This window comes from Actinosynnema sp. NPDC023658 (assembly GCF_040639995.1).
GTDB lineage: Bacteria > Actinomycetota > Actinomycetes > Mycobacteriales > Pseudonocardiaceae > Actinosynnema.
In genome coordinates this window covers 1-16,070 of sequence record NZ_JBFAAX010000105.1, presented here as the reverse complement: position 1 = coordinate 16,070, position 16,070 = coordinate 1, and the positions used below count along the sequence as shown (strand labels likewise).

General features: G+C 72.4%; 17 protein-coding genes. 15 read left to right on the top strand and 2 right to left on the bottom strand.

All coding sequences use genetic code 11. The features are described 5' to 3' along the window. On the top strand, positions 1–1,356 hold a 1,356-nt coding region (locus AB0G02_RS14855; protein ID WP_360793913.1), incomplete at its 5' end, for a beta-xylosidase. Between the two features lie 193 nt (positions 1,357–1,549). Here the strand turns inward: AB0G02_RS14855 and AB0G02_RS14850 are convergent. Further along, complete coding sequence (locus AB0G02_RS14850; protein WP_360793911.1) at positions 1,550–2,011, bottom strand: B-4DMT family transporter; 462 nt, start codon at positions 2,009–2,011, stop codon at positions 1,550–1,552. Positions 2,012–2,154: 143 nt separating this feature from the next. On the opposite strand from AB0G02_RS14850, the gene AB0G02_RS14845 reads away from it, so the two are divergent. The 3 genes from AB0G02_RS14845 to nusB all read left to right on the top strand — a co-directional run bounded on the left by AB0G02_RS14845 (position 2,155) and on the right by nusB (position 4,300). Next, complete coding sequence (locus AB0G02_RS14845) at positions 2,155–3,240, top strand: Xaa-Pro peptidase family protein (protein WP_360793909.1); 1,086 nt, start codon at positions 2,155–2,157, stop codon at positions 3,238–3,240. A 75-nt stretch (positions 3,241–3,315) separates the two neighbouring features. After that, the gene (gene efp / locus AB0G02_RS14840; protein WP_360793907.1) at positions 3,316–3,879 is read left to right on the top strand and encodes an elongation factor P; all 564 of its coding nucleotides are present in this window, start codon (positions 3,316–3,318) and stop codon (positions 3,877–3,879) included. 1 nt (position 3,880) lies between these two features. Further along, complete coding sequence (gene nusB, locus AB0G02_RS14835; protein ID WP_360793905.1) at positions 3,881–4,300, top strand: transcription antitermination factor NusB; 420 nt, start codon at positions 3,881–3,883, stop codon at positions 4,298–4,300. A 173-nt stretch (positions 4,301–4,473) separates the two neighbouring features. On the opposite strand, the gene AB0G02_RS14830 is transcribed toward nusB, so the two are convergent. Continuing rightward, the gene (locus AB0G02_RS14830) at positions 4,474–4,962 is read right to left on the bottom strand and encodes a transcriptional regulator (RefSeq protein WP_015103676.1); all 489 of its coding nucleotides are present in this window, start codon (positions 4,960–4,962) and stop codon (positions 4,474–4,476) included. 258 nt (positions 4,963–5,220) lie between these two features. Here AB0G02_RS14830 and pyrR point away from each other — a divergent pair, with 258 nt between their 5' ends. The 11 genes from pyrR to coaBC all read left to right on the top strand — a co-directional run. Beyond that, positions 5,221–5,793 (top strand): bifunctional pyr operon transcriptional regulator/uracil phosphoribosyltransferase PyrR, encoded by a 573-nt coding sequence (gene pyrR / locus AB0G02_RS14825; RefSeq protein WP_308199004.1) that lies wholly within the window; start codon positions 5,221–5,223, stop codon positions 5,791–5,793. Then, complete coding sequence (locus AB0G02_RS14820; protein ID WP_360793903.1) at positions 5,790–6,722, top strand: aspartate carbamoyltransferase catalytic subunit; 933 nt, start codon at positions 5,790–5,792, stop codon at positions 6,720–6,722. Before pyrR ends, AB0G02_RS14820 begins: the two co-directional genes overlap by 4 nt. Continuing rightward, complete coding sequence (locus AB0G02_RS14815) at positions 6,719–8,017, top strand: dihydroorotase (protein ID WP_360793901.1); 1,299 nt, start codon at positions 6,719–6,721, stop codon at positions 8,015–8,017. The genes AB0G02_RS14820 and AB0G02_RS14815 overlap by 4 nt, the downstream gene beginning before the upstream one ends. Beyond that, positions 8,014–8,499, top strand: coding sequence for a transporter (locus tag AB0G02_RS14810; protein WP_360793899.1), 486 nt, complete (start codon positions 8,014–8,016; stop codon positions 8,497–8,499). The genes AB0G02_RS14815 and AB0G02_RS14810 overlap by 4 nt, the downstream gene beginning before the upstream one ends. Then, positions 8,496–9,608, top strand: a complete 1,113-nt coding sequence (carA, locus tag AB0G02_RS14805) for a glutamine-hydrolyzing carbamoyl-phosphate synthase small subunit (protein ID WP_360793897.1) — start codon at positions 8,496–8,498, stop codon at positions 9,606–9,608. The genes AB0G02_RS14810 and carA overlap by 4 nt, the downstream gene beginning before the upstream one ends. Beyond that, positions 9,608–12,907: a carbamoyl-phosphate synthase large subunit gene (gene carB, locus AB0G02_RS14800; RefSeq protein ID WP_360793895.1), complete on the top strand. Its 3,300-nt coding sequence runs from the start codon at positions 9,608–9,610 to the stop codon at positions 12,905–12,907. Before carA ends, carB begins: the two co-directional genes overlap by 1 nt. Beyond that, complete coding sequence (pyrF, locus tag AB0G02_RS14795; protein WP_360793893.1) at positions 12,904–13,722, top strand: orotidine-5'-phosphate decarboxylase; 819 nt, start codon at positions 12,904–12,906, stop codon at positions 13,720–13,722. The genes carB and pyrF overlap by 4 nt, the downstream gene beginning before the upstream one ends. A gap of 301 nt (positions 13,723–14,023) precedes the next feature. Then, complete coding sequence (gene mihF / locus AB0G02_RS14790; RefSeq protein WP_033427832.1) at positions 14,024–14,341, top strand: integration host factor, actinobacterial type; 318 nt, start codon at positions 14,024–14,026, stop codon at positions 14,339–14,341. Between the two features lie 14 nt (positions 14,342–14,355). Continuing rightward, the gene (gene gmk, locus AB0G02_RS14785; protein WP_360793891.1) at positions 14,356–15,024 is read left to right on the top strand and encodes a guanylate kinase; all 669 of its coding nucleotides are present in this window, start codon (positions 14,356–14,358) and stop codon (positions 15,022–15,024) included. After that, a complete protein-coding gene (rpoZ, locus tag AB0G02_RS14780; RefSeq protein ID WP_053721631.1) occupies positions 15,021–15,299 on the top strand; it encodes a DNA-directed RNA polymerase subunit omega in 279 nt (92 codons plus the stop codon). Before gmk ends, rpoZ begins: the two co-directional genes overlap by 4 nt. After that, positions 15,296–16,070, top strand: a 775-nt coding sequence (gene coaBC / locus AB0G02_RS14775) for a bifunctional phosphopantothenoylcysteine decarboxylase/phosphopantothenate--cysteine ligase CoaBC (protein WP_360793889.1), incomplete at its 3' end; no start/stop codon positions are given. The genes rpoZ and coaBC, both read left to right, overlap by 4 nt.

Genomic DNA, 16,070 nt, shown 5'->3' with positions numbered 1-16,070 from the left:
GTGGTGGCCGACCGGGGCCGGCAGAGCGGCGGCGTGGTCGCCCACGGCGGCGGTGACGCCCCTTACAACTACGGCCCGACGGTCGTGGTCGAGGGCGGCACGCACCGCATGTGGTGGTGCAGCCAGCTCTTCGCCGCCGCACCCGCGGGCGACGACCTGCTGTACGCGGAGAGCGCCTCGGCGGCCGGCCCGTTCGCCGCGCCCGGTGGCGTCGCGCCCGCGATCCCGGTGCTGTCCGGCAGCGGCGACGGCTTCGACGGCATGCACACCTGCGACCCCTCGGTGATCAGGGTCGGTGAGACGTACTACCTCTACTACACGGGCGCGGCGGGCGAGCACGCCAACGGCAACGCCATCGGCGTCGCCACCAGCCCGGACGGCGTCACGTGGACGCGCGCCGCGGGCGGCAAGCCGATCGTCAGCCCGTCCTACGACACGGTCAGGGACAACACCTACGGCGCGGGCCAGCCGTCGGTGCTGGTCGTGGACGGCTGGTTCCACCTGCTGTTCACCGACACCACCGGCGCGGCGGCCGGGTGGAACGGCGCCGGCCAGTTCGTGCTGCGCTCGAAGGACCCGACGTTCGCCTCCGGCGTGCAGGCGCTGGGCCCGGCCGGCTTCGGACCGGTGCCCGACACCCGCTCGAAGCGGACCCGCTCGGTGGTGGACGCGTTCAGCGCCGACTGGATGTACGTGGACGCGCTGCGCGCGTTCGTCATCGCCCACGAGACCGCGCACGGCACCACGCTGACGTTCTGGAACAAGGAGTTCACCCGCAACCCGTTCCAGCAGGTGCACATCCCGGGACCGTGGCGGGAGGGCCCCGGCCTGGTCCGCACGCCGCTCGGGCACGCGCCGGTGTCGGCGGAGGACCCGTGCGGCCGGATCCCGGTGGACGTCGTGCGCGCGACCGTGGACGGCGCGGCCGCCGCACCGACCGACCTCAACCAGTACGGCCTGGACCTCGCGGGGGTGCCCGGCTGCGCGACCGGGGAGTCGGCGGCGCTGCTGGACGGCTACGCCGTGCCTTCGCCCTCCAACACCACGGACCTCGTGCTGGCCGGCAAGGTGGTCCGGGTCGAGCGCCGGTCGGTGAGCGAACGGCTCGCCACCCGGGTGCTGAACCGCCGGCCGCCGGTCGTGGACGCCCTGCCCGTCGTGGCGGAGATCCCGGCGGGCGCGAAGGCGGTGCGCGCGCCGGACGGCCGGATCGGGCTGCTGCTGGAGGACCAGCTGTGGGTCCTGGGCACCGGTGAGGCCGCCGCCCAGGTCGTCACCGCGAACGCCTCGCAGCTCAGCCAGGCCACGAAGAAGGAGTGGGACTCCTACCGCAAGGCGGGCGAACTGCGGCGCTGACGCGCCCGGCCCCACCCGCGTGGCGAGGTGGCGCGGCCGGCCGCCAGCGGTGGTCGGCCGAGGGTCGTGCCCGGTCGAGGTGCAGCAGACCGGCGAATCCCGGGCCGGTAGGTCCTGGGCCGGCAAGTCGCGGACCGGCGGGCTCGGGGCCGGTGGATCTCGGGTCGTGGATCTCGGGCCGGCGGGTTCCGGGCTAGCGGGTTCCCGACTGGGGTGCTCCGGGCCGGGGTGCGCGGGGCCGGGGTGCGTCGGACTGGCGTGACTCGTCCGGCTGGGGCAGCGCGGCACCGATGCCCGTCCCGATCGCCGCCGAGACCATGACCAGCAACGCGGTGAACGCGGCCCCGCCCGTCAGCGCGGACCCGAGCGCCTCGATCCCCGTCTGGTCCACCAGCGACCGGCCGACCACGCCCACGACCCCGGCCAGCGGCCCGGCCACCAGCGCGGCGCGGAACCACACCATCCCGGGCCCGTCGAGCCCGCGCCACGCGTCCAGCGCGCCCCACAGCACGCCGATGACGACGACCAGCCCGAACGCGATGTACCGGGTGGACGACGCGGCCTCGGGGCTGTGGACGCCGACCGCCGCGGTGCCGGTCTGCACCGCGCCGTGCAGCAGCCCCAGCCAGAACCCTCGGACCAGCCACGTACGCATGAGGGCCACCCTAAGCGCGACCGACGGCCAAGCCCACACCCCGCGCCCGCACGGTCCGTCACGCGGCCGGTCCCACGATCCGGCACGGTTCACCCGATCGAGTGGCACGGTGAGGTGGTCCACCGGGCTTTAGGCTGCTGGACATGCCGCACTCCACTCGCCGTGCCGCCCTGCGGGCCTCGCTCCGGGACCGGGAGCTGGACGCCCTGCTGGTCACCAACCTGCTCAACGTCCGCTACCTGACCGGGTTCACCGGGTCGAACGCGGCGCTGCTGATCAGCGCCGACTCCGACGACGGCGCGGTGTTCTGCACCGACGGCCGGTACCTCACCCAGGCCGCGGCGCAGGTGCCGGACCTGGAGCGGGTCATCGACCGGCCGTGCGACGTGGCGCTGGTGGCCAGGGCCGCCCGGGCGAAGCGCGCCCGGATCGGGTTCGAGAGCGGCCACGTGACCGTGGACGGCCTGGACGCGTTGACCGAGGCGGCCGGCGGTTCGCGGCTGGTGCGGGCACCCGACCTGGTCGAACGGCTGCGGCTGGTCAAGGACGACGCGGAGGTCGAGGCGCTGCGCATGGCGTGCGCGGCGGCCGACCGGGCGCTGGCCGACCTGATCGAGCACGGCGGCCTGCGGTCCGGCCGCACGGAGCGGGAGGTCGCCCGCGAGCTGGAGAGCCGGATGCTCGACCACGGCGCGGCCGGGCCGTCGTTCGAGTCGATCGTGGCGACGGGCGCGAACTCGGCGGTGCCGCACCACCGGCCGACCGACGCGGTGGTCCACGACGGCGACCTGGTGAAGCTCGACTTCGGCGCGCTGGTCGACGGCTACCACTCCGACATGACCCGCACCCTGGTCGTCGGCCGGGCCGCGGACTGGCAGCGGGAGCTGTACGAACTGGTCGCGGCCTCGCAGGCGGCGGGCCGGGCGGCGCTGGCGGTCGGCACGCGCGTCGCGGACGTGGACGCGGCGGCGCGCGGCGTGATCGAACAGGCGGGGCGCGGCGAGGAGTTCCTGCACGGCCTCGGGCACGGCGTCGGCCTGGAGATCCACGAGGCTCCAGCGCTGTCGAAGGCGGGTGACGGTACACTTCTGCCCGGTATGGCGGTCACCGTCGAGCCCGGTGTGTACCTGGCCGGGCGGGGTGGTGTCCGCATCGAGGACACGCTCGTGGTGCGCGAAGGCGCCCCGGAGCTCCTCACCCTGACCACGAAGGAGCTCGTGGTCATCTGAAGTCGGATCGTCCGAAGCAGGTCCGTCGGCCTCGCCGGCGTCGCCCTCACTCACGCAACAGGAGAGCCCACCACCGTGGCCACCACCAACGACCTGAAGAACGGCCTGGTGCTGAACCTCGACGGCCAGCTGTGGACCGTCACCGCGTTCCAGCACGTGAAGCCGGGCAAGGGTGGCGCCTTCGTGCGCACCACGTTGAAGCACGTCCTGTCCGGCAAGGTCGTGGACAAGACCTTCAACGCGGGCACCAAGGTCGAGACGGCCACCGTCGACAAGCGCGGCATGACCTACCTGTACAAGGACGGCGCCGACTTCGTCTTCATGGACGGCGACACCTACGACCAGATCAGCATCCCGGCCGAGACGGTCGCGGACGCGGCGAACTACCTGCTGGAGAACCAGGAAGCCGTCGTCGCCATGCACGAGGGCGTCGCGCTCTACGTCGAGCTCCCGACCTCGGTCGAGCTCGTCATCCAGCACACCGACCCGGGCCTGCAGGGCGACCGCTCCACCGGCGGCACCAAGCCAGCCACGCTGGAGACGGGCGCCGAGATCCAGGTGCCGCTGTTCGTCACCACCGGCGAGAAGATCAAGGTCGACACCCGCGACGGCCGCTACCTCGGCCGAGTGAACGGCTGAGATGGGCGCACGGAGCAAGGCGCGCAAACGCGCGGTCGACGTCCTCTACGAGGCGGACCTGCGCGGGACCGACCCGGTGACGCTGCTCGCGGACCGGGTCGGTTCGACCGACGTGCCGCCGGTGAACGACTACACGATCACCCTCGTGGAAGGCGTCACGGCGCACCGCGCGCGCATCGACGACCTGATCTCCGAGCACGCCGAGGGCTGGACGCTGCAGCGGATGCCGGCGGTGGACCGCGCGGTGCTGCGGATCGGGCTCTACGAGCTGCTGTGGGCGGGGGACGTGCCGGACGCGGTCGCGATCGACGAGGCGGTGGAGCTGGCCAAGGGCCTGTCCACGGACGACTCGCCGCGGTTCGTCAACGGCGTGCTCGGCCGGATCGCGGTCATCGCGGACCAGCTCCGGGCCGTGCTCTAGAACTGCGCTCCGGACCTCGTGCGCTGGACCTCCCGGGGCTCCGCGCGCCGCCTGACGCCGTGCGCCGGGTGCGTTCCGGGCGCACGACAGCGAGACCGGTTGCCTGCCCGGGGGCAGGCGCAGGCCGGGAGGGCCACCCGTGGGGTAACCGGCGGGTGGCCCTTCCCACGTGCTCAGTCCTCCTTGGCCGGACGGGCCTCGGGAGGCAGCACGCCCCAGTCGATGAGCTGCTCGGTCAGTTCGCCCGGCGTCATGTCGTAGATGATCGCGAGCGACCGCAGGTCCTCGGTCCGGATGGACAGCACCTTGCCGTTGTAGTCACCGCGCTGGCTCTGGATGGTGGCCGCGTACCGCGCGAGCGGCCCGACCTTCTCCGCCGGCAGCTGTTGCAGCCGTTCCAGGTTGATGACGATCTTCGTGGCGGGCTCCGCCCCGGACGGCACCCGGCCCTCGGGCAGCAGCTCGGCCACCGGGACACCGTAGAAGTCGGCCAGCTCAGCGAGCTTCTGCACCGTCACGGCGCGGTCGCCGCGCTCGTACGAGCCGACGACCACGGCCTTCCACCGACCGCCGGACTTCTGCTCGACGCCGTGCAAAGACAAGCCCTGCTGCTGGCGGATCGCGCGGAGCTTTGCCCCCAGCGCCTTGGCGTAGTCGCCCATGTGGCGGTTCTCCGTTCATTCGCCCCGTCAGCCGGTAGGGGACTGCCGCGGGGAGGCTTAGATCAATACGCAGAGTAATGATTGCTCTCCGTGGTCACCAGGTCAAGCTGATCTCGCTGCGACAGGTGGGCGAGACCACGCACACCACCCGGAAGATTGACCGCCGCCGCCTGATACCGTGCTGGTCAGCCCGGTCGCAGCCGGGTGTCCGACGTCCTTTAAGGACCCGTCCAGCGAGGCGGGGAAGGAGGTCCAACCGTGGCGCCACGTCAACGTGGCGCGACGGACCCGGCCGGGGAGCGAGAGCTCCTGTCGGCCGGCGACGTCGCGCGCACCGTCGCCCGAATGGCCCATCAGATCATCGAGAAGACCGCTCTTGATGCACCGAGCGCACCCGCAGTAGTCCTGATGGGGATTCCGAGCCGGGGAGCGCCGCTCGCCCGCCGGCTGGCCGTCCGCATCGCGGAGTTCTCCGGCGTCGAGGTGCCGACCGGCACGCTGGACGTGACCCTCTACCGGGACGACCTGCGCCGCGGCCCCACCCGCCCGCTGGAGGCGACCAAGCTGCCCGAGGGCGGCATCGACGACAAGCTCGTGGTCCTCGTCGACGACGTGCTGTTCTCCGGCCGCACGATCCGCGCCGCGCTCGACGCCCTGCGCGACCACGGCCGCCCGCGCGCCGTGCAGCTGGCCGTCCTGGTCGACCGGGGCCACCGCGAGCTGCCCATCCGCGCGGACTACGTGGGCAAGAACGTGCCCACGGCCCGCACCGAGGAGGTCCACGTGCTGCTGGACGAGTTCGACCAGCGCGACGGGGTGGTGCTGAGGTGAAGCACCTGCTCACCACCGAGGGCATCGACCCGGACCAGGCGACCGCCATCCTGGACACCGCGGCGAGCCTCAAGCAGGCCCTCGAAGGCCGTGAGGTGCGCAAGCTGCCGACGTTGCGCGGCCGCACGGTCATCACGATGTTCTACGAGAACTCCACCCGGACCCGGGTCAGCTTCGAGATCGCGGGCAAGTGGATGAGCGCGGACGTGGTGAACGTCTCGTCGTCCGGTTCCAGCGTGAGCAAGGGCGAGTCGCTGCGCGACACCGCGCTGACCCTGGCCGCGGCGGGCGCGGACTGCGTCATCGTGCGGCACCCCGCGTCCGGCGCGGCGCACCGCCTGGCGGGCTGGCTGCGCGAGGCGGGCACGTCGGTCGTCAACGCGGGCGACGGGATGCACGAGCACCCCACCCAGGCCCTGCTGGACGCGGCCACCCTGCGGGAACGCCTCGGTGACCTGCGGGACCGCCGGATCGCGATCGTCGGTGACGTGCTGCACAGCCGGGTCGCCCGGTCCAACGTGCACCTGCTCACCGCGCTGGGCGCGGACGTGACGCTGGTCGCGCCGCCGACCCTGCTGCCGACCGGCGTGCAGAGCTGGCCGGTCACCATCTCGCACGAGCTGGACGCCGAGCTGCCCGGCCTCGACGCCGTCATGCTCCTGAGGGTCCAGGCGGAGCGGATGCACGGCGGGTTCTTCCCCTCGGCCCGCGAGTACTCGATCGCCTACGGCCTGAGCGAGCGGCGGCTGGGGCTGCTGCCCGAGCACGCCGTCGTGCTGCACCCCGGTCCGATGCTGCGCGGCATGGAGATCGCCTCGGCGGTGGCCGACTCGCCCCGCGCCGCCATCACCGACCAGGTGCGCAACGGCGTGCACGTGCGCATGGCCGTCCTCTACCACCTGCTTGCCCACGAGGAGGAGACTTCGTGAACCCCTTGATCATCAGGGGAGTGCGACCGTACGGCGAGGGCGACCCGGTCGACGTGCTGGTCCGCGACGGCGTGATCGCCGCGATCGGGTCCGCCGAGGACGGCGAGGTCGCCGGAGGAGGCGCGGACGTGGTCGAGGGAGGCGGCGCGGTGCTGCTGCCCGGCTTCGTCGACCTGCACACCCACCTGCGCGAACCCGGCCGCGAGGACACCGAGACCATCGCCACCGGCTCGGCCGCCGCGGCCCTGGGCGGCTACACGGCGGTGTTCGCCATGGCCAACACCGACCCGGTCGCGGACAACGAGGTGGTCGTCCAGCACGTCGCCCGCCGGGGCCGCGAGGTCGGCCTGGTCGACGTGCACCCGGTCGGCGCGGTCACGGTGGGCCTGGAGGGCGTGAAGCTCGCGGAGCTGGGCACCATGGCCAGGGCCGGGGTGCGGGTGTTCTCCGACGACGGCCACTGCGTGCACGACCCGCTGATCATGCGGCGCGCGCTGGAGTACAGCAAGGCGCTGGACGTCGTCATCGCGCAGCACGCGGAGGAGCCCCGGCTGACCGTGGGCGCGCAGGCACACGAGGGCGAGCAGGCGTCCCGGCTGGGGTTGCAGGGCTGGCCCGCCGCGGCGGAGGAGTCGATCGTGGCGCGGGACTGCCTGCTGGCGCTGCACGCGGGCGCCCGGCTGCACGTCTGCCACGTGTCCACGACGGGCACCGCGGACGTGCTCAGGTGGGCCAAGGCCCGCGGCACCGACGTGTCCGCCGAGGTGACGCCGCACCACCTGCTGCTGACCGACGAGCGGCTGGCCACCTACGACCCGGTCAACAAGGTCAACCCGCCCCTGCGCACCGCCGCGGACGTGGAGCGGCTGCGCGCGGCGCTGGCGGAGGGCGTCATCGACTGCGTGGCCACCGACCACGCGCCGCACGCCGTGCAGGACAAGGACTGCGAGTGGGCCGCCGCCCGGCCCGGCATGCTCGGCCTCCAGACGGCGCTGTCGATCGTGGTGGAGACCATGGTCCGCACCGGCCTGCTGGACTGGCGGGGCGTGGCGCGGGTGATGAGCGAGCGGCCCGCCGAGATCGCGGGCCTGCCCGACCAGGGGCGTCCGATCGAGGTCGGTGAGCCCGCGAACCTGGTGCTGGTCGACCCGGACGCCACCTGGACGGTGCGCGGCGCGGACTTCGCCAGCATCGCGGCCAACACCCCGTTCGAGGGCATGGAGCTGCCCGGCGCGGTGGTCGCCACGGTGCTGCGCGGGCGCGTGACGGCGGTCGGCGGAAGGATCCCGGCATGACCCGCGTGCTGCTGTCCCTGGCCATCCTGGCCGTCTTCGCGCTCTGCCTGTACGGCATGTGGCACGGCTGGCAGCGCCGCGCCCGCAGGCAGGCCGAGGTGCTGCCGGAGTTCCCGCGACCGCCCGCCGAGACCGGCGCGACGATGCTGGAGACGACCGGCGTCTACATCGGCACGACGATCGGCGGCGACTGGCAGGACCGGGTCGCGGTCGGTGACATCGGCCACCGCGCCGAGGCGACCCTCCGGCTCACCGAGAGCGGTGTGCTGGTGGAGCGCACGGGCGCGAGCGCGCTGTGGATCCCGGCCGACCAGGTGGACGGCGCCCGGACCGCACGCGGTCTCGCGGGCAAGGTGATGACGGCGGACGGCCTGCTGGTCGTGCGCTGGCACCTCGGTGACCAGGTGTTCGACACCGGGTTCCGGGGCGACGACAAGGACGTGTACGAGCAGTGGGTGCGAGCGCTGGGAGGCGACTCATGACGAACGCGGCACTGGTGCTGGAAGACGGCCGCGTGTTCCGCGGTGAGGCCTACGGCGCGGTCGGCGCGTCGCTGGGCGAGGTGGTCTTCTCCACCGGCATGACGGGCTACCAGGAGACCCTCACCGACCCGTCGTACCACCGGCAGATCGTGGTGCAGACCGCGCCGCAGATCGGCAACACCGGCTGGAACGACGAGGACGACGAGTCCGGCCGCATCTGGGTCTCCGGGTACGTGGTGCGCGACCCGTCCCGGGTGCCGTCCAACTGGCGCTCGCGCCGGGGCCTGGACGAGGAGCTGGCCCGGCAGGGCGTCGTCGGCATCGCGGGCATCGACACCCGCATGCTCACCCGCCACCTGCGCGAGCAGGGCGCGATGCGCGCGGGCGTGTTCTCCGGCGACCAGCTGGGCAGCACCGAGGAGATGCTGGAGCGGGTCCTCAGCGCGCCCGCCATGGTGGGCGCCGACCTGGCGGGCGACGTCACCACGCCCGAGCCGTACGTGGTCGAGGCCGTCGGCGAGCGCCGCTTCACCGTCGCCGCGCTGGACCTGGGCATCAAGTCCAACACCCCGCGGATGATGGCCGCGCGCGGCATCGAGGTGCACGTGCTGCCGCTCACCTCGTCGCTGGACGACCTGGTCGCGGTCAAGCCCGACGGCGTGTTCCTGTCCAACGGGCCCGGCGACCCGGCCACCCAGGCGCACGCGGTCGAGCTGACCCGCGGCGTGCTGGACCGGCGCATCCCGCTGTTCGGCATCTGCTTCGGCAACCAGATCCTCGGCCGGGCGCTGGGCCGCGACACCTACAAGATGCGCTACGGACACCGGGGCATCAACATCCCGGTGATCGACGTGAAGACCGGCAAGGTGGCGATCACCTCGCAGAACCACGGGTTCGCGCTGGAGGGCGAGCCGGGGGAGGAGTTCACCTCCGACTTCGGCCGCGTGCTGCTGAGCCACTACTGCCCGAACGACGGCACGATCGAGGGCGTCCGCGCCCTGGACGTGCCCGCGTTCAGCGTGCAGTACCACCCGGAAGCGGCGGCCGGACCGCACGACGCCGCACCGCTGTTCGACGACTTCGTGACGATGATGGGCGAGGGCCGCTGATGCCGAAGAGGACTGATCTCAAGCACGTGCTGGTCATCGGCTCCGGCCCGATCGTCATCGGTCAGGCCTGCGAGTTCGACTACTCCGGCACCCAGGCGTGCCGCGTGCTGCGCGAGGAGGGCCTGCGGGTCTCGCTGGTCAACTCCAACCCGGCGACGATCATGACGGACCCGGAGTTCGCGGACGCCACCTACGTCGAGCCGATCACCCCGGAGTTCGTCGAGAAGGTCATCGCGGCCGAGCGCCCGGACGCGATCCTGGCCACGCTGGGCGGCCAGACCGCGCTGAACACCGCCATCGCGCTGCACGAGCGCGGCGTCCTGGAGAAGTACGACGTCGAGCTGATCGGCGCGGACATCGACGCCATCCAGCGCGGCGAGGACCGGCAGATCTTCAAGGACCTGGTCCGCCGGATCGGCGCGGACGTCCCGCGCAGCGCGGTCTGCAAGACCATGGACGACGTCCGCGCGACGGTCGCGGAGCTGGGCCTCCCGGTCGTCATCCGGCCGTCGTTCACCATGGGCGGCCTCGGCTCGGGCATGGCGCACACCCCCGAGGAGCTGGAGCGGCTGGCCGCCAGCGGCCTGGCCGAGTCCCCGGTCACGGAGGTGCTGATCGAGGAGAGCGTGCTCGGCTGGAAGGAGTACGAGCTGGAGCTCATGCGCGACCGCAACGACAACGTGGTCGTCGTCTGCTCCATCGAGAACATCGACCCGATGGGCGTGCACACCGGCGACTCGGTGACCGTGGCCCCGGCGATGACGCTCACCGACCGCGAGTACCAGCACATGCGCGACGTCGGCATCGCGGTCATCCGCGAGGTCGGCGTGGACACCGGCGGCTGCAACATCCAGTTCGCGGTCAACCCGGAGAACGGCCGCATGGTCGTCATCGAGATGAACCCGCGCGTCTCCCGCTCGTCCGCGCTGGCGTCCAAGGCGACGGGCTTCCCGATCGCCAAGATCGCCGCGAAGCTCGCCATCGGCTACACGCTGGACGAGATCCGCAACGACATCACCAAGGAGACGCCCGCGAGCTTCGAGCCGGCGCTCGACTACGTCGTGGTGAAGGTGCCGCGGTTCGCGTTCGAGAAGTTCCCCGGCGCCGACAGCACCCTCACCACGACCATGAAGTCGGTCGGTGAGGCCATGTCCATCGGCCGCAGCTTCGTCGAGGCGATGGGCAAGGCCCTGCGCTCCATGGAGACCAAGGCCGCGGGCTTCTGGACCACGCCGGACCCCGACGAGACGCTGGAGTCCACCCTGGACGCCCTGCGCGCCGGGCACGACGGCCGGCTGTACACGGTGGACCGCGCGCTGCGGCTGGGCGCGACGATCGAGCAGGTGCACGAGGCGTCGCACATCGACCCGTGGTTCATCGAGCAGCTCGCGTGGCTGGTCGACCTGCGCCACGAGATCGAGGAAGCGCCCGTGCTGGACGAGCGGCTGCTGCGCAAGGCGAAGCGGGCCGGCCTGTCCGACCGGCAGATCGCCGCGCTGCGGTCCGAACTGGCCGGTGAGGACGGCGTGCGCGTGCTGCGCCACCGCCTCGGGGTGCGGCCGGTGTACAAGACCGTCGACACGTGCGCCGCCGAGTTCGCCGCCAAGACCCCGTACCACTACTCGGCCTACGAGCTCGACCCCGACGCCGAGACCGAGGTCACCGCGCAGCCCGACAAGCCGAAGGTGCTGATCCTCGGCTCCGGTCCCAACCGGATCGGGCAGGGCATCGAGTTCGACTACTCGTGCGTGCACGCGGCCATGGCGCTGCGCGAGGCCGGGTACGAGACGGTGATGGTCAACTGCAACCCGGAGACCGTCTCCACCGACTACGACACCTCGGACCGGCTGTACTTCGAGCCGCTGACGTTCGAGGACGTGCTGGAGGTTTTCCACTCCGAGCAGCGCTCCGGCACGGTCGCGGGCGTGATCGTGCAGCTCGGCGGCCAGACGCCGCTGGGCCTCGCGCGGCGGCTCGCGGACGCGGGCGTGCCGGTCGTGGGCACCCCGCCGCACGCCATCCACCTCGCGGAGGAGCGCGGCGCGTTCGGCCAGGTCCTCGCGGAGGCGGGCCTGCCCGCCCCGAAGTACGGCATGGCCACCTCGTTCGCGCAGGCCAAGGCCATCGCGGACGAGATCGGCTACCCGGTGCTGGTGCGGCCGTCGTACGTGCTCGGCGGGCGCGGCATGGAGATCGTCTACGACGAGGAGACGCTGCGCAGCTACATCCAGCGCGCCACCGAGGTCAGCCCGGAGCACCCGGTGCTGGTCGACCGGTTCCTCGACGACGCCATCGAGATCGACGTCGACGCCCTCTACGACGGGTCCGAGGTGTTCATCGGCGGTGTGATGGAGCACATCGAGGAGGCCGGCGTGCACTCCGGCGACTCGGCGTGCGCCCTGCCGCCGATCACGCTGGGCGAGTCCGACGTGGAGGCCGTCCGGCGGTCCACGCTGGCCATCGCGGAGGGCATCGGCGTGCGCGGCCTGCTCAACGTCCAGTACGCGCTCAAGGACGACGTGCTGTACGTGCTGGAGGCCAACCCGCGCGCCTCGCGCACCGTGCCGTTCGTCTCCAAGGCCACGGCCGTGCCGCTGGCCAAGGCCGCCGCCCGGATCATGCTCGGCGCGACCGTCGCGCAGCTGCGCGGTGAGGGGCTGCTGCCCAAGACCGGTGACGGCGCGAAGCTGCCGCCGCACGCCCCGGTCGCGGTCAAGGAGGCCGTGCTGCCGTTCCACCGGTTCCGCACCCCGGAGGGCAAGGGCGTCGACTCGCTGCTCGGCCCGGAGATGAAGTCGACCGGCGAGGTCATGGGCATCGACGTGTCCTTCGGCATGGCCTACGCCAAGTCCCAGACCGCCTCCTACGGCTCCCTGCCCACGTCGGGCCGGGTGTTCGTGTCGGTGGCCAACCGGGACAAGCGGGCCATGATCTTCCCGGTCAAGAGGCTCGCTGACCTGGGCTTCGAGGTGCTGGCCACGGCGGGCACGGCCGAGGTGCTGCGTCGCAACGGCATCCCGTGCACGATCGTGCGCAAGCACTTCGAGGGCGCCGACAACATCGTCGACGCCATCCTCGCGGGCACCGTCGACATGATCATCAACACCCCGTACGGCAACAACGGGCCGCGCATCGACGGCTACGAGATCCGCACCGCCGCCGTGGCCAAGGACATCCCGTGCGTGACCACGATCCAGGGCGCGGCGGCGGCCGTGCACGGCATCGAGGCCGCCATCCGCGGTGACATCGGCGTGCGGCCCCTCCAGGCCCTCCAGGCGGCCCTGCGGGGTGACGCGTGAGGTTCGGTGCGCGGTTGGCGAAGGCGGTGGCCGAGCACGGGCCACTGTGCGTGGGCATCGACCCGCACCCCGGCCTGCTGGCGTCCTGGGGGCTGTCCCAGGACGCCGCGGGGCTGGAGCGGTTCGCGCTGACCTGCGTGGAGGCGTTCGGCGGCCGGGTCGCGGTGGTGAAGCCGCAGGCGGCGTTCTTCGAGGCGCACGGCTCGCGGGGCGTGGCGGTCCTGGAGCGGGTCATCGCGGACCTGCGCGGCAGCGGCACGCTGGTGCTGGTCGACGCCAAGCGCGGCGACATCGGCTCCACCATGGCCGCCTACGCCGCGGCGTACCTCACCGAGGGCTCGCCGCTGGCCGGGGACGCGGTCACCGCGTCCCCGTACCTCGGGTTCGGATCGCTCGACCCGGCGTTGGCGGCGGCCTCCGAGAGCGGTCGCGGAATATTCGTCCTCGCGTTGACTTCGAATCCCGAAGGGGCCTCCGTGCAACGCGCGGTGGACCCCGACGGGCGCTCGGTGGCGCAGTCGATCGTCGACTCCGCGGCCCGCGCGAACGCGGGCGCGGAGCCGTTCGGAGACGTCGGCCTGGTCGTCGGCGCGACCCTGCCCGAACTCGGCGTGGACCTCTCCGACCTGCACGGACCCGTCCTGGCCCCCGGTTTCGGGGCCCAGGGCGCGACCGTCGCGGACCTCCGCGCGCTGTTCGGGCCGGACCTGCGCGGGGTGCTCCCGACGTCCTCCCGGGACGTGCTCAGGCACGGTCCGGGGACCGCATCCTTGCGGTCCGCGGTGGACGCCGTGCGGCACTCGCTGGAGATGTGATCACCATCAAATCGCCACCCGCTTCGCGTGGTCCGCTCACCTGCGCAAACGGTGCCTGGTACGGTCCTGGCCACCGGCGGGGACATCAACCACCGAGCGCATACCACACAAGGCGTGCGCAAGGCGTTACCGGTGGCGGTGATGGCCCTGTTGGTGGGTGTTGGTACTACTACCACCCGCCGCAACCACTCCAGCGCTGAAAGATTCACCTGACTGGGACCCACGTTGTACCCAGGCAATTGCGCTCGGTACGGTCGCGGCACCGATCCAGAATTGAAATTCCCACACCACGGAGGAAATCGTGGCCCTTCCCCAGCTTACCGAGGAGCAGCGGGCCGCAGCGCTGGAGAAGGCTGCTGCCGCTCGTCGCGCTCGGGCTGAGCTCAAGGAGCGCCTCAAGCGTGGCGGCACGACCTTGACGGACGTGCTGAAGGCCGCCGAGAGCGACGAGGTCCTTGGCAAGATGAAGGTGTCCGCGCTGCTCGAGGCGCTTCCGGGCGTCGGCAAGGTGCGCGCGCAGCAGATCATGGAGCGCCTTGAGATCGCTCCGTCCCGTCGGCTGCGCGGCCTGGGTGAGCGGCAGCGCAAGGCGCTGCTCACCGAGTTCAGCGGCGAGTGAGTGATGGCACCGGGGTGGGGTCGGGCGTTCGCGCCCGGCCCCGCCTCACCGTTCTGTCCGGTCCCTCCGGCGTCGGCAAGTCCAGCGTGCTGGCCGAGCTGCGCCGGATGGGACCGGAGATCCACTTCAGCGTCTCGGTGACCACCAGGAAGCCGAGGCCGGGCGAGGTCGACGGGGTGCACTACCACTTCGTCGACGGCGCCGAGTTCCGCCGCATGGTCGCGGACGGCGAGCTGCTGGAGCACGCCGAGTTCGCGGGCAACTGCTACGGCACGCCCAAGGCGCCGGTGGAGCACGCCCTGGCGTCCGGCACGCCGTCCCTGCTGGAGATCGAGCTGCAGGGCGCGCGGCAGGTCCGGGTCGCGATGCCGGAGGCCCAGCTGGTCATGCTGGCCCCCCCGTCGTGGGACGACCTGGTCGGCCGGTTGACCGGCCGCGGCACCGAGGACCCCGCCGTCGTCGCCCGCCGGTTGGAGATCGCCAAGGAAGAGCTGGCGGCCGAACCGGAGTTCGACGAGGTCGTGGTGAACGACGACGTGCGGTCCGCCGCCGCGAGCTTGCTAAACTTGGTGGTCGGCCCGGTGCCCGACGCGTCAGCACGCGCGTCGCGAGGCGCGGGACGGTTGTCTCGACACGATGACGACACAGACCCACCCCTGAACCGCAGGAGCGTTGACGAGTGACCACGCACACCGAGCTGGGCCCGCTCTCGGGCACCCCGGAGGGCATCACCAACCCGCCGATCGACGACCTGCTGGAGCAGGTCAGCTCGAAGTACGCGCTGGTGATCTACGCGGCCAAGCGCGCCCGCCAGATCAACGACTACTACGCCCAGCTCGGCGAGGGCCTGCTCGAGTACGTCGGCCCGCTGGTCGAGCCCGGCCCGCGCGAGAAGCCGCTGTCGATCGCGCTCCGGGAGATCCACGCGGGTCTCCTCGAGCACACCGAGGGCGAGTGACCGAGGCCTTCGACGCCCCCGACCGCCCCAGGGTCATCCTCGGGGTGGGCGGGGGCATCGCCGCCTACAAGGCGTGCGAGGTGCTTCGCCGGCTCACCGAGTCGGGTCACTCCGTGCGCGTCGTCCCCACCGACGGCGCGCTGAAGTTCGTCGGCGCGGCCACGTTCGAGGCGCTGTCCGGTCAGCCAGTGCAGACCGGGGTGTTCGAGGACGTGCCCTCCGTGCCGCACGTGAAGCTGGGCCAGACCGCCGACCTCGTCGTCGTCGCGCCCGCCACGGCCAACCTGATCGCCAAGGCCGCCCACGGCCTGGCCGACGACCTGCTCACGAACACGCTGCTGACCGCGCGCTGCCCGGTCCTGCTCGTCCCGGCGATGCACACCGAGATGTGGGAGCACCCGGCGACGCAGGCCAACGTGGCGCTGCTGCGCGCGCGTGGGGTCGTCGTCGCCGAACCGGCCAGCGGCAGGCTGACCGGCAAGGACACCGGCAAGGGCAGGCTGCCCGAGCCCGCCGAGATCGTCGACCTGGCCCGGTTGCTGCTGGCGCGTCCCGAGGCGCTGCCGCGCGACCTGGAAGGCGTGCACGTGACCGTGTCGGCCGGCGGCACCCGCGAGCCGCTGGACCCGGTGCGCTTCCTCGGCAACCGCTCGTCCGGCCGGCAGGGCTTCGCGCTGGCCAGGGTCGCCGCCCAGCGCGGCGCGCGGGTCACGCTGGTCGCCGCGCACACCGCAGACCTGGTCGCGCCCGCCGGCGTGGACGTCGTGCGCG

Coding starts and splice junctions, on each gene's coding strand:
- nusB (WP_360793905.1), top strand. CDS start 3,881: ATGGGCGCACGGAGCAAGGCGCGCAAACGCGCGGTCGACGTCCTCTAC.
- AB0G02_RS14830 (WP_015103676.1), bottom strand. CDS start 4,962: ATGGGCGACTACGCCAAGGCGCTGGGGGCAAAGCTCCGCGCGATCCGC.
- carA (WP_360793897.1), top strand. CDS start 8,496: ATGACGAACGCGGCACTGGTGCTGGAAGACGGCCGCGTGTTCCGCGGT.
- AB0G02_RS14845 (WP_360793909.1), top strand. CDS start 2,155: ATGCCGCACTCCACTCGCCGTGCCGCCCTGCGGGCCTCGCTCCGGGAC.
- AB0G02_RS14850 (WP_360793911.1), bottom strand. CDS start 2,011: ATGCGTACGTGGCTGGTCCGAGGGTTCTGGCTGGGGCTGCTGCACGGC.
- AB0G02_RS14810 (WP_360793899.1), top strand. CDS start 8,014: ATGACCCGCGTGCTGCTGTCCCTGGCCATCCTGGCCGTCTTCGCGCTC.
- carB (WP_360793895.1), top strand. CDS start 9,608: ATGCCGAAGAGGACTGATCTCAAGCACGTGCTGGTCATCGGCTCCGGC.